Below are 12,508 nucleotides of genomic sequence, written 5' to 3'. Positions count from 1 at the left end.
CATGACCGCCCCGCTTCTGTCGCTGCGCGGCATCTCTAAGAGCTACGGCCAGATCCGTGCCAATCGAGACATCGATCTGGACGTGGCTCCGCGCTCGATCCATGCGATCCTCGGAGAGAACGGGGCGGGCAAGTCGACACTAATGAAGCTGATCTACGGCGTCGAGCAGCCCGACGCGGGATCGGTGAGCTGGAAAGGAGAACCCCTGGCCCTCGCGTCCCCGGCGGATGCGAGGCGCAAGGGGATCGGCATGGTGTTCCAGCATTTCTCCTTGTTCGAGACGCTGACGGTCGTCGAGAACATCCGGCTGGTCGTGCCCGGTGCCAAATCGGATCTTGCGCAAGGCATCCGCAAGCTCGGCCGCGACTTCGGCCTGGAGGTCGATCCGCTCGCCCATGTGCACGCGCTTTCGGTCGGCGAGCGGCAGCGGGTGGAAATCATCCGCTGCCTGATGACCCGACCGGAGCTCCTGATCCTTGACGAGCCGACTTCCGTCCTGCCGCCGCAATCGGTGGACAAGCTGTTCGAGACGTTGCGGCGGCTGCGCGACGGCGGCGTCTCAATCCTGTTCATCTCGCACAAGCTCGAGGAGATCCGCGCGGTCTGCGACCGTGCGACCATCCTGCGCAGCGGGCGCATCACCGGCCACGTGGATCCGCGCGATTACGACGCGCACGACCTCGCCCGCATGATGATCGGCCGCGACATGCCGCAGCCCATGCCGGCGGTTGCCCATTCCGGCGGAGAGAAGCGCCTTGAAATCGTTGGCCTCGACCATCGGCCCGACGATCCCTTTGCCGTGACGCTTTCCGACGTCAGCCTGACGGTCCGGGCAGGCGAGATCCTCGGTATCGCCGGCATATCGGGCAACGGCCAGAGCGAACTCGCGGCGCTGATCTCGGGCGAGACAGTGCTGCCGCGGGAAAAGTCCGAGCGTATCTTCATGATGGGCAAAGACGTCGGCGTGCTCGATGCGGCCGCTCGCCGCCGGCTGGGTTTCGCCTTCGTTCCCGAGGAGCGGCTGGGCCGCGGCGCGGTGCCGGAAATGTCGCTCGTCCTCAATAGCCTGCTGACCGCCCACCCTTCCGGCCTCCTGAAACGCGGCCTGGTCGACACGCCCCGAGCGAAAGCTTTCACCGAAGCATGCATCCGGCAGTATGACGTACGCACGCCGGGCTCCGAAACGGAGGCTGGGGCGCTTTCGGGCGGCAATCTGCAAAAGTTCATCGTCGGCCGCGAGATCATGCTGTCGCCGAAATTGCTGTTCGTGGCGCAGCCCACCTGGGGCGTGGACATCGGCGCAGCGGCCGCCATCCGCCGGCGCCTCGTCGCCCTGCGCAACGAAGGCATGGGCATTCTCGTCATCTCGGAGGAACTGGAGGAACTGTTCGAGCTCTGCGATTCCATCCAGGTCATCCATCAGGGCCGGCTCAGTCCGCCGCTGGTGACGCGCGACACCAGGCCCGAGGAGATCGGCCGCTATATGATCGGTGCGCATACGACCGCCGAAAAGGTTCCCGCATGAGCGCTCTGCCCCTGCGGTTCCTTCCCGTTCTGGTTCGCCGCGAACATGCCTCGCTTGCAATCAAGCTGCTCGCCCCGCCCGTGGCGGTGGGTCTTGCGACACTGCTCAATTTCGGGCTCTACCTTCTGATGGGTCGCGATCCGGCAGCCGTTTTCCACGCGATGCTGCTCGAACCTTTCCTGTCCTGGGCTTCGTTCTCGGAAGTCCTGCTGAAGATGGGGCCGCTGCTGCTCATCGCGCAGGGGCTTGCGATCGGCTTTCGCGCCAAGGTTTTCAACATCGGCGCCGAGGGCCAATTCATCCTCGGCGCAATCTTCGCGTCGGCCATTCCCATCTGGCTCCCGCAGGCGACGGGGCAGTGGATATGGCCCTCCATGCTCCTCCTCGGTGCGCTGGGCGGCTCGCTTTGGGCTTCGCTCACGGCGTTCTGGCGCGTGCGGCTCAACGCGAACGAGATTCTCGTATCGCTGATGCTGGCGCTCGTGGCCGCGCAACTGCTCAACTACCTGCTACTCGGCCCCTGGAAGGACCCCGCCGGCTTCAACTTTCCGCAGTCGGTCATGTTCCAGTACGACGCGATGGTGCCGATCCTGATCCCCGGCACCCGCGTCAACGTCTCGCTGCTTATCGCCAGCGCGCTGTCCCTCGCGGCCTGGCTGTTCATGCAGAGGAGTTTCGCCGGCTACAAGCTGCAGGTCGGCGGCCTGGCGCCGCGCGCGGCCGCATACGCCGGCTTCAACGAAGGCCGCGCAATCTGGATTTCCTTCCTGATCGGAGGCTTCGCGGCCGGCCTCGCCGGGGCGGCCGAGGTGGCCGGGCCGCTCGGCCAGTTGCAGCGCTCCATCTCGACCGGCTACGGCTATGCGGCCATCATCGTCGCTTATCTCGGTGGCCTTCATCCGATAGGCATCGTTTTTTCCGCGCTGCTCATGGCGGCCCTCTATATCGGCGGCGACAACGCCATGGTGTCGGCAAATCTGCCGGTCGCCGCGGTCCGCGTCTTCCAGGGCAGCCTGCTGCTCGCCTATCTCGTCGCCATCGCCTTCGTCCGCTACCGGCTCGAATGGCGCCATGCCGCCCAAGGAAGCGCTCCATGAATGCCCTCGAGTTCATCGTCGCCGGAATGCTGGCGGCGGCCACGCCGTTCCTTTTGGCGGCGCTCGGCGAGATGGTGGCCGAGCGGGCCGGCGTCCTCAATCTCGGCGTGGAAGGGCTGATGGCCTTGGGGGCGGTCATCGCCTTCATCATCGTCTATCACGGCGGCGGCCACCTCCTGGGTTTCCTCGCCGCGGGCCTAGCCAGCGCGGCTCTTTCCCTTGTCTTTGCCGTCATCGCGCTGGGGTTCCGCGCGAACCAGGTCGCGGCGGGTCTCGCCATAGGCATACTCGGCCAGGGCCTGTCGGCGCTGTTCGGCAAGAGCTATGAGAGCCTCACGGTCAAAGGCCTTCCGAAGCTTTCATTGCCCTGGCTCTCAGATATCCCGGTCATCGGCGGCCTGTTCGCCCAGGACGTCGTCGTGTGGCTCTCGCTGGCTGCGACCGTCGCCATCTGGGCAATATTCGCCTACACCAAGACCGGCCTTGTCGTTCGCGCCGTCGGCGAGAATCCCAAGGCGGCCCATGCGCTCGGCTATCCGGTGATCGCCGTGCGCTTCGCCGCTGTCGCCTTCGGCGGCGTGTTGGCGGGTTTCGCCGGCGCCTACGCGGCCGTGGTCTACACGCCGCTCTGGGCCGATGGCATGATTGCCGGGCGCGGCTGGATCGCGATCGCGCTCGTCGTCTTCGGCACCTGGCTCACCAGCCGTATCTTTCTCGGCGCCTGCCTCTTCGGCGCCGTCTCCCTGGCAAGCCTGGCGGCCCAGGCGACCGGACTGGACGTCTCTTCGCAACTTCTATCGAGCCTGCCCTATATCGTGACAATCGTCGTGCTGGGCATCATTTCTTCGAACCGGCGTCTGCTTAAGCTCAACGGCGTGGCTTCGCTCGGAGAGCCTTTCGAACAATAGTATCGCTCGCCGCCCAAGCGCGTTGGCCAACGTCAGCGGCAATCCATGGCGGCTTCAGGTAAGGAGGATTTCGAGTTCAGCGTCCGAGATGCTGCGCAAAGCAGAGGTCGTGATGTCGTCCGTGAGTCGCCTTCGGGTTGTTACTGAGCTACTCCTCGGCCCGTTTCTGCGTGATCAGGTCGAGCCGCTCGCGGTCGGAGCGTTCGCGTTCGTCGCGGCGGCGCACATCCTTGTAGGCGCGCTCGACCATGTTGGTCCGCGCAGTGGCGGTGGCGATCAGCGAGACTTCCTGGCGGGCATTTTCGAGGTTCTGTCGCTGCAGGCCGAGCGCATCGGTGATGCGCTTGTGGTAGAGCGCGGGAAAGAGGCCGGCGAGCGATTTGTCGTCGTCGAAATGCTCGATCAGTTCCTTGGCCTCGGCTTCCGCCTTGACGGCGGCGGCGAGGAAGCCGGCATGACGGGTCTCGTGCAGCGCCTTCAGTTGCTCCTGCACCTTGACCAGCTTCTTCAGGCGGTCCGTTCGCGTGGTCATGGCGCCTATCTCGCCAGCGTGAGGTCGACGAAGCCGTCGACGAACAGCGACAGCAAGGTGCCGACGGCGAAATAGAAGATGATCATGCCGCCGGCGATGACGAAGGGCAGTGAGATGAAATAGACCGGGATCTGCGGTGTCAGCTTGTTGACGAACCCGATCGTCAGATTGACCAGGATGGCATAGGCGACGAATGGGCTGCCGAGGCGAATGACCAGGAAGAAGGCATCCGACACCGTGTCGGTGACGTCGACGAGCGCTGCCTGCGGATTGAAGAACACGTTGACCGGCGCGACCTGGTAGGAGGCGACGAGCGCCTTGACGATCTCGTGGTCGAAGTCAAAGACAAAGAGCAGAAGCAGCGCCGAGAACGAGATGATGGCAGCAAGTGCGGCCTGCGGCTCCGGCTCCTCGATCGCCGGCCCGCCAGAGCCGCCATAGCCGATCAGCGTGGCGATGGCCGAGCCCATGAAACGCAGCGCTTCCATATAGAGCCTGGTCATGGCGCCGATCAGGCCGCCGACCAGCAGCTCGGAGACGATCATCGGCGCCAGGATCTGCGGGCGCGGATCGACGAATGGGTAGATGCGGTCCCACAGGAAGGCGAGCAGGCCGCCGGTCGCGGCGATCGACACGAACAGGCGGACCTGCAGCGGCACGCGGGCGCTCGACAGGCCGGGCATCAGCATGAAGCAGGCGCCGATGCGGCAGAAGGCGAGGAAGGCGGCGATGACGACGCCTTGCGAGAGCGCGTTCACGAGATCGTTCCGAGCACCTTGATCTCGACGCCCTTGGCGATCTCGACGTGGCTGAGCACCGGCAAAGTCGTGAACAGCCGCTCGATGATCATGCGCACATAGGGGCGCGCGTCCGGCGCGGTGACGAGCACGAAGCGCTCGCCGGCCTCGAGATGCTTGCGGATCGCCTTGGTGGCGTCCTGGCCGAATTCCTCGAGCTGGCGCGGGTCGATGTCGAACTCGCGCACCTCGCCCTTGGCGTCGCGCTTGAGGCTCTGGTGGAAGGCGAGGTCCCAGCGGTTACCGAGACGCAGCACCTTGAGCGTGCCGCCTTCCGACAGATCGCCGCAAATCTGCTGCGCCATGCGGATGCGCACATGCTCGACGATCTGCTCGGTGCGGCGCACATGCGGCGCGATCTCGGCGATGGCCTCGATGATCAGATGCAAATTGCGGATCGACACGCGCTCGGCGAGCAACAGCTTCAGCACCGCCTGCAGCCCGGGATAGGAGATATGCGAGGTGCAGATCTCGTCGGCGAGCTTGCGGTATTCAGGGTCGAGCCGCTCCAGCAGCGCCTTCATGTCCTTGTAGGACAGAAGCTGCGGCAGGTTGTTGCGGATCACCTCGGACAGGTGGGTGAGCAGCACCGACATGTTGTCGGCGAAGGTGAAGTTCTCGCGCTTCAGGTCCTCGGCGAAGGTTTCGAGCACCGAATAGGCGCGCATGCCGAAGGCCGGCTCGCGGATCTCCTCGCCGGGGATTTCGGGCACGCCGCGCGTGCCGAGCAGCACCATGATCTCGCCGACGCGCATCTGGTATTCGGCGACCACCGTGCCGTGCACCTTGATCTGGTAGCTCTTCGGCGGAATGGCGAAGTCGTCGGCGACGCGCACTTCCGGCACCACGAAGCCGTATTGCTGGGCGAATTTCTTGCGCATCTTCGACATGCGGAAGACCAGTTCCTGATGCGCCACCATCAGCCTGGTCGACAACTGCTTGCCGATCAGAAGCTCGATCTCGGCGGTGACCAGCGAGGCTTTGACCGAGTTCTTCTCCTCCTCGACCTTGTTCGCCTTCTCCTGCGTCTTCAGGGCTTCGGCGGCGGCAAGCGCGCGGCTTTGGCGCAGCGGGATGATGTAGCCGAGGCTGGCCATGCCGCCGGCGAGCGCGAAGAAAGGGAACAGCGGCAGGCCGGGCATCAGGCCGAGGACGACCAGCAGCGAGGCGGCGACATAAAGCGCGCGTGGATGCGCGCCGAGCTGGCCGAACACCGCCTGGTTGGCCGAGCCGCGCGTGCCGCCCTTGGAGACGAGCATGCCGGCGGCGAGCGAGACGATGAGCGCCGGGATCTGGGTGACGAGGCCGTCGCCGACCGACAGCTTGATGAAGACGTCGGCCGCCTGGCCAAGGCCCATGCCGTGGCGCAGGTAGCCGATGGCGATGCCGCCGACGATGTTGATGGCGGTGATGATCAGGCCGGCGATGGCGTCGCCGCGCACGAATTTCGAGGCGCCGTCCATCGAGCCGAAGAAGGAGGATTCCTCCTCCAGTTCGCGGCGGCGCAGCTGCGCCGTTTTCTCGTCGATCATGCCGGCGGAGAGGTCGGCATCGATCGACATCTGCTTGCCGGGGATGGCATCGAGGGTGAAGCGCGCGCCGACTTCGGCGATACGGGTGGCGCCCTTGGTGATGACGATGAAGTTCACCACGATCAGGATCATGAAGACGATGAGGCCGATGACGAAGTCGCTCGACATTACCAGCTTCGAAAAGCCTGAGATGACATAGCCGGCGGCATGCGTGCCCTCATTGCCATGCGACAGGATCATGCGCGTCGTGGCGATGTTGAGCGACAGCCTCAGCATCGTGGCGATCAGCAGGACCGTCGGGAAAGACGAGAAATCGAGCGGCCGCTGGATCCACAGGGCTACCATCAGGATCAGCACTGAAAGCGCGATCGAGAAGGCAAGGCCGATATCGATGAGGAAGGCGGGGATCGGCAGGAACAGCACCGCCAGGATGACGACGATGCCGAGCGCGAAGAACACGTCGCGGCCGTTCTTCGCCACCAGGCCGGACGGGAGTGTTTCGCTGATCGCCATGTCGTCCCCAAATCAAGACCCGCCACGCACAGGGCAGGCCCTTGACCGTAACCCGCCAAGCTTGCGCGAAGGTGGGAGAGCGGCTACGCCGCCTCGACCCGTCGAACGGAAGGAAATCGCATGCTGCTGATCATCGGCACGGTCCGGCTGCCACCCCACAGGCTTGAGCAGGCAAAGCCGGCGATGCAGCGAATGATTCTGGCCAGCCGCGCCGAGCCCGGCTGCCTTCACTATTCCTACGCGCAGGATGTGCTGGATGCCGGGCTCATCCATGTTTCGGAGGCCTGGAGCGACCGCGCCGCACTCGAGGCGCATTTCAAGTCCGCGCATATTGCGCAATGGCGCGCGAGCTGGGCGGAACTCGGCATCGGCGAGCGCAGGCTCACGCTATACGAGACGGACGGCGGCGTGCCGACTTGATCGTCCGAGGCACGCAGACTATTTCGCGCACCGACAAAATGGCGCCACATGCGGTCGGCATTGCGATTGCCACGCAAAGCCGCCGCGCGTATCAGGCACGGCAGTTCCTATCTTTCGCATACCGGCGAGCCGCTCCGTTGCCTGCCAGAAACGACCCAAAGGTCTATGCCCGCCGGCTTCGCGCGGTGCTGATCAGCTCGATCCCCCTGCTGGAGGCGCGCGGTATTGTGATCGTGCTGATGGCCGGCATGGTCGGCGTCATCGCGGGCGCGCTGGTCACCGGCATGAGTGCGCTGGTGCAAGGCATGCACTATCTGCTGTTCGACGTGCAGCCGGGCGGCCGGCTTTCGGCGATGTTCTCGCTCGCCGATCCGGTGCAGGCGATGTTCCCGGCCATCGGCGGTCTTCTGATCGGCCTTTCTGTGATCTGGCTCAGACGATTCAAATTCCGCACTCCGGTCGACCCGATCGAAGCCAACGCGCTCTATGGCGGGCGCATGTCGCTCACCGACACTTTCATCATCGTGGCGCAGACGATGATTTCCAGCGGTTTCGGCGCCTCGGTCGGCTTGGAAGCCGGCTATACGCAGATCGGTTCCGGCATCGCTTCCCGACTTGCGCGTGCCTTCCGGCTGCGCCGCAACGACGTCCGCATCCTGGTCGGCTGCGGCGCGGCCGGCGCCATCGCGGCCGCCTTCGACGCGCCGCTGACCGGCGCCTTCTACGGGTTCGAGCTGATCATCGGCATCTACTCCGTCGCCAATGTGGCGCCGGTGATGGCGGCGGCGATCTCAGCCTCGCTGACGGCGGAAGTGTTCGGCGGCGTGCCGTTTCCGCTGGAGCTCTCAGGTCTGCCGAATCTGACGGCCAGCGAATATGTACCGTTCCTGCTGCTGGGGCTGCTTGGCGGGGCAGCCTCGATCGCGATCATGCATCTGGTGAGCATTGTCGAGCGGCTTTTCGTGCGGCTGTCGATCGACGCCTCGGTCAGGCCCTTCATCGGCGGCATCTTCGTCGGCCTGCTCGGGCTGGTCACGCCGCAGGTGCTTTCCAGCGGCCACGGCGCGCTTCATCGCGAGTTCGCCATGAATTACGCACTTCCGGTGGTGGCGAGCGTCTTCGTGATGAAGCTGGCGGCTTCCGCCATCTCGCTCGGTTCCGGCTTCCGCGGCGGCCTGTTTTTCGCCTCGCTGTTCCTGGGCGCATTGCTCGGGAAGGTCTTTGCCGGCGTCATGGCTATCACCGCGCCCTCGGCCGGCATCGATCCGGCGGTCGCCGCCGTCGTCGGCATGACCTCGCTTGCCGTCGGCGTCGTCGGCGGTCCACTGACCATGACGTTCCTGGCGCTGGAATCCACCCACGACCTGACGCTGACCGGCGTGGTGCTGGCGGCTTCGATCATGTCGGCGATCCTGGTGCGCGAGACCTTCGGCTACTCCTTCTCGACCTGGCGCTTCCACCTGCGCGGCGAGACGATCCGCAGCGCCCATGACGTCGGCTGGATGCGCAGCCTCACCGTCGGCTCGATGATGCGCAAGGACGTCCGCACCATTCCCGCCTCGACCACGCTCGCCGAATTTCGCAAGGAGATCCCGCTCGGCTCGGCGCAGCGTGTTATCGCCGTCGAGCAGGCCGACCAATATGTCGGCATGCTGCTGGTGCCGGAACTGCACAGCGATCTTTCCGAGGGCACCACGCCGGTCAGCGTGCTCGCCCGGTTCAAGGACGCGGTGCTGGTGCCCTCGATGAACGTCCAGACCGCCGCAGAGACGTTCCAGCGCACCGGGGCCGAAGAACTGGCCGTGGTCGAGGACTTTGATGAGCGCATCGTTCTCGGCCTGCTTACCGAAAGTCATCTGATGCGCCGCTACGCGGAAGAGCTCGACAAGGCGCGGCGCGACCTCTCGGGCGAAGGTTGACCCCGATCGACAGCCCGGCCAATAAGACGATCACTCCCGGAAGCCATCCCATGCAAGTCAAGCGCAACGGCGATATCTCGTTCTGGTATGCGGATCTGGGCGCAATGCCCGCGCCGCGCCCGCCCTTGCCCGGCGACATCGAGGCGGATGTCGCGATCGTCGGCGCCGGCTATACCGGACTGTGGACCGCCTATTACCTGAAGAAGGCCAAGCCCTCGCTGCGCATCGTGCTCATCGAACGCGAGTTCGCCGGCTTCGGCGCCTCGGGGCGCAATGGCGGCTGGCTGTCGGGCGGGTTCGGCTGGTCGCGCGAGAAATATCTGAAGAATTCGACGCGCCAAGGCGTCACCGCCATGCAGAAGGCAATGGCCGGCTGCGTCGACGAGGTGATCCGGGTGGCGACGCAAGAAGGCATCGATGCCGACATCCGCCGCGTCGACAATCTGACGGTCGCCACCAATCCGGCGCAGCTGGAACGCGTGCGCGAGGAATGCGAGACGATCCGCTCCTGGGATGCCGACCCCGACCGCATCGAGCTGCTCGACCGGGCAGCGACACGAGCCCGTATCAACGTCAAGGATGTCCTGGGCGGCTTCGTCATCCACGGCCAGGCGCGTGTGCAGCCGGCCAAGCTGGTGCAGGGGCTGGCTGCGGCGGTCGACCGTCTCGGTGTTTCGATCTACGAGAAGACGACGGTGACTGCGATTGCCAAGGGCGTCGTCACCACGGATCGCGGCACGGTGCGTGCCGAAACCATCATCCGCGCGACGGAAGGATTCACCGCCGGCATTCCCGGAGAGGAGCGCACCTGGCTAGCGCTCAACAGTGCGCAGATCGTCACCGAACCGCTGCCGAAAGAGCTTTGGCGCAAGATTGGCTGGGAAGGGCATGAGCTGCTCGGCAATGCCGCGCATGCCTATTGCTATGCCCAGCGCACCCGCGAGGGTCGCATCACCATGGGCGGGCGCGGCGTGCCTTATCGCTATGGCTCGTGCACCGACATCAACGGGCAGACACAGCAGGCGACGATCGACCAGCTGCACACGATCCTGACCACGCTTTTGCCGCAGACGACCGGGTGCCGCATCGATCATGCCTGGTGCGGCGTGCTCGGCGTGCCGCGCGACTGGTGCACGACCGTCGGCCTCGATCCCGCGACGCGCATCGGTTGGGCCGGCGGCTATGTCGGGCTCGGCGTGTCGAGCTCCAACCTGTCGGGGCGCACGCTGACCGATCTCGTGCTCGGCCAGGATACCGAACTGACGCGGCTGCCCTGGGTCAATCGCAAGGTGCGGCCGTGGGAGCCGGAGCCGTTCCGCTGGCTGGGCGTCCATTCGATGTACCAGCTCTACCGCATTGCCGACAACCGCGAGGCCGCGGGACTCGCGCACACCTCGAAGCTTGCCGCCCTGGCCGACAGCATCACGGGCCACTGATCGGCCAGAAGATCAGTGATCGATCGGGCCTTTCGGCGAGACAAGCGTCGTGCCCGCGGTGGTCGGACGCTCGATCATGCGGCGCACGCGCGGCGGGTTCTCGCCGCTGTGCAGCGCGCGGATACGCTCGCCGACCACGGCGTCGGCATGGGTGGCGCGCCGGTTGTGGCGGATATACTCGACCCAGGTCGGCGTGTGGTAGTGCTCGATCCAGATGTCGGGATTTTCGAGATCGCGCGCGAGCGTCCAGTTGCGCGCGCCGTCACGGCGGCGGATGCGGCCGCGCTCGGCCATGGTCGCCAGGAACTCCGGCACGTCCTGCTCGCGGATGATGTACTCGATCATGATGGCGATCGGGCCACTGCGCGGCTTGAGGTCGAGCGAAAGCATCGGTTCTTTGAAGCGGTTCAGCGGATCGAGGTTGAGCACCGTCTGCTTCGGCAATGGCAGGACAAAGCCGATCGCCGCGCCGGCAAGCATGGTGATCGCCGCCGCGATCAGCGCAATCTCGGCGCCGTGGGCATCGGCGACGACGCCCCAGATCCAGCTGCCCAGCGCGATGCCGCCGAAGGTCGCCGTCTGGTAGATCGACAGCACGCGGCCGACCACCCAGCGCGGCGTCGACATCTGCACCGTGACGTTGAAATGCGACAGCGCGATCACCCAGCAGGCGCCGCCGATGAGCAAGCCCGCCGATGTCTGCCAGGCATTGTGGCTGACGGCGGCGTTGAAGGCGCAGAGCGCGAAGCCGGCAAAGGCCATGCGCACCATCACCTCGCTGGATAGCAGCTGCCGCAGCCTGACGCTGATCAGCGCGCCGCCGACCGCGCCGATGCCGAAGGCGCCGAGCATGATGCCATAGGTCAGCGCGTCGCCCTTGACGACGTCGCGCGCCACCAGCGGCAGCAGCGCCAGCACCGCGCCGGCGCTGAAGCCGAAGGCCGAGCCTCGCACCAGCACTTTCGCGATGTTGGGCGACATGGCGACATAGCGCAGGCCGGCCCCCATCGCCGCGCCCAGCGACTCGCGCGGCAGGGTCTGCTCGGGCAGGGTCGGCCTCCACCGGAACAAGACGACGATCAGGCCGATATAACTGATGGCGTTGGCGGCGAAGGCAGCGGCAGCACCCGCGACGGCGACGATGATGCCGCCGATCGCCGGGCCGACGCTGCGGGTGATGTTGAAGCCCAGCGAGTTGAGCGCGACCGCCGCAGGCACCTTGGCGCGCGGCACCATGTCGCCGACCGAGGCCTGCCATGACGGGCTGTTCAGCGCCGTGCCGCTGTCGATCAAGAAGGTGAAGGCAAGCAGTGTCCACGGCGTCATCCAGCCGAGCCAGGTGAACAAGGTCAGCAGCGCCGAGACGACCAGCATGAAGGTCTGCGCCACCAGCATCACCTTGCGGCGGTTGAAGCTGTCGGCGATGGCGCCGGCAACGAGCGCGAACAGCATGATCGGCAAGGTGGTCGAGGCCTGGACCAGCGCCACCTGATAGGACGAGGTGGCGATGGTGGTCATCATCCAGGCGGCGCCGACGCCCTGGATCAGGCCGCCGAAATTCGACACCAGGCTGGCCGCCCAGACGGCGCGGAAGATGCCGTGCCGGAACGGCGCCAGCGCGGAGACGCGTTCGCTTTCCGGCTCGTCGTCGATCATGGTTGCGCCTTCGTCCGCCGTATATGCGCGCCGCGCCTGGAACGGCCGGCGACTCGCCAAAGAGTGCGACCCAACAACAGGACGGCAAAGGCGAAAATGCGTCGGCGAAGCTTTAAACCAAGCATCTAGCCGGTCTGGACCAACTTTTCGCTGTTGCGTGCCTTCGACCTCGG

Annotated in this window: 10 protein-coding genes; 6 read left to right on the top strand and 4 right to left on the bottom strand. The window is 65.6% G+C overall.

Annotated elements, in window-relative coordinates; all coding sequences use genetic code 11:
• The first annotated feature begins 1 nt into the window (after position 1).
• The 3 genes from EN869_RS08805 to EN869_RS08795 are packed head-to-tail and all read left to right on the top strand — an operon-like array spanning position 2 to position 3,530.
• Entirely contained in the window at positions 2-1,525 is a 1,524-nt protein-coding gene (locus EN869_RS08805) for an ABC transporter ATP-binding protein (RefSeq protein ID WP_127225729.1), read from the top strand.
• Positions 1,522-2,622, top strand: a complete 1,101-nt coding sequence (locus tag EN869_RS08800; protein ID WP_127225730.1) for an ABC transporter permease — start codon at positions 1,522-1,524, stop codon at positions 2,620-2,622. Before EN869_RS08805 ends, EN869_RS08800 begins: the two co-directional genes overlap by 4 nt.
• The gene (locus tag EN869_RS08795; RefSeq protein WP_127225731.1) at positions 2,619-3,530 is read left to right on the top strand and encodes an ABC transporter permease; all 912 of its coding nucleotides are present in this window, start codon (positions 2,619-2,621) and stop codon (positions 3,528-3,530) included. Before EN869_RS08800 ends, EN869_RS08795 begins: the two co-directional genes overlap by 4 nt.
• 148 nt (positions 3,531-3,678) lie before the next feature.
• Here EN869_RS08795 and EN869_RS08790 read toward each other — a convergent pair whose 3' ends face one another.
• Genes EN869_RS08790 through flhA form a run of 3 tightly spaced genes read right to left on the bottom strand, consistent with a single transcriptional unit; the run spans position 3,679 to position 6,904 of the window.
• The gene (locus EN869_RS08790) at positions 3,679-4,062 is read right to left on the bottom strand and encodes a hypothetical protein (protein WP_127225732.1); all 384 of its coding nucleotides are present in this window, start codon (positions 4,060-4,062) and stop codon (positions 3,679-3,681) included.
• Positions 4,063-4,067: 5 nt separating this feature from the next.
• A complete protein-coding gene (gene fliR / locus EN869_RS08785; RefSeq protein ID WP_127225733.1) occupies positions 4,068-4,820 on the bottom strand; it encodes a flagellar biosynthetic protein FliR in 753 nt (250 codons plus the stop codon).
• Positions 4,817-6,904, bottom strand: coding sequence for a flagellar biosynthesis protein FlhA (flhA, locus tag EN869_RS08780; protein WP_127225734.1), 2,088 nt, complete (start codon positions 6,902-6,904; stop codon positions 4,817-4,819). The genes fliR and flhA overlap by 4 nt, the downstream gene beginning before the upstream one ends.
• Positions 6,905-7,024: 120 nt before the next feature.
• On the opposite strand from flhA, the gene EN869_RS08775 reads away from it, so the two are divergent.
• The 3 genes from EN869_RS08775 (at position 7,025) to EN869_RS08765 (ending at position 10,679) form a co-directional block, all read left to right on the top strand.
• Positions 7,025-7,324 carry a putative quinol monooxygenase gene (locus tag EN869_RS08775; RefSeq protein WP_127225735.1) on the top strand — a complete coding sequence of 100 codons (300 nt, stop codon included), beginning with the start codon at positions 7,025-7,027 and terminating at the stop codon, positions 7,322-7,324.
• A 137-nt stretch (positions 7,325-7,461) separates the two neighbouring features.
• A complete protein-coding gene (locus EN869_RS08770) occupies positions 7,462-9,243 on the top strand; it encodes a chloride channel protein (RefSeq protein WP_127225736.1) in 1,782 nt (593 codons plus the stop codon).
• A 50-nt stretch (positions 9,244-9,293) separates the two neighbouring features.
• A complete protein-coding gene (locus tag EN869_RS08765) occupies positions 9,294-10,679 on the top strand; it encodes an FAD-binding oxidoreductase (protein WP_127225737.1) in 1,386 nt (461 codons plus the stop codon).
• Positions 10,680-10,691: 12 nt separating this feature from the next.
• Here EN869_RS08765 and EN869_RS08760 read toward each other — a convergent pair whose 3' ends face one another.
• Positions 10,692-12,335, bottom strand: a complete 1,644-nt coding sequence (locus tag EN869_RS08760) for an MFS transporter (RefSeq protein ID WP_127225738.1) — start codon at positions 12,333-12,335, stop codon at positions 10,692-10,694.
• Positions 12,336-12,508: the final 173 nt, after the last annotated feature.

Source organism: Mesorhizobium sp. M2D.F.Ca.ET.226.01.1.1, from assembly GCF_004022705.2.
Lineage (GTDB): Bacteria > Pseudomonadota > Alphaproteobacteria > Rhizobiales > Rhizobiaceae > Mesorhizobium.
Note: the sequence above shows the minus strand (reverse complement) of the source record. Positions and strands in the feature narration are given on the sequence as shown.

Bases quoted from the DNA above. Each gene is read 5' to 3' on its own strand.
- EN869_RS08805 (WP_127225729.1), top strand. From the start codon at position 2: ATGACCGCCCCGCTTCTGTCGCTGCGCGGCATCTCTAAGAGCTACGGC.
- EN869_RS08800 (WP_127225730.1), top strand. From the start codon at position 1,522: ATGAGCGCTCTGCCCCTGCGGTTCCTTCCCGTTCTGGTTCGCCGCGAA.
- EN869_RS08795 (WP_127225731.1), top strand. From the start codon at position 2,619: ATGAATGCCCTCGAGTTCATCGTCGCCGGAATGCTGGCGGCGGCCACG.
- EN869_RS08790 (WP_127225732.1), bottom strand. From the start codon at position 4,062: ATGACCACGCGAACGGACCGCCTGAAGAAGCTGGTCAAGGTGCAGGAG.
- flhA (WP_127225734.1), bottom strand. From the start codon at position 6,904: ATGGCGATCAGCGAAACACTCCCGTCCGGCCTGGTGGCGAAGAACGGC.
- EN869_RS08775 (WP_127225735.1), top strand. From the start codon at position 7,025: ATGCTGCTGATCATCGGCACGGTCCGGCTGCCACCCCACAGGCTTGAG.
- EN869_RS08765 (WP_127225737.1), top strand. From the start codon at position 9,294: ATGCAAGTCAAGCGCAACGGCGATATCTCGTTCTGGTATGCGGATCTG.
- EN869_RS08760 (WP_127225738.1), bottom strand. From the start codon at position 12,335: ATGATCGACGACGAGCCGGAAAGCGAACGCGTCTCCGCGCTGGCGCCG.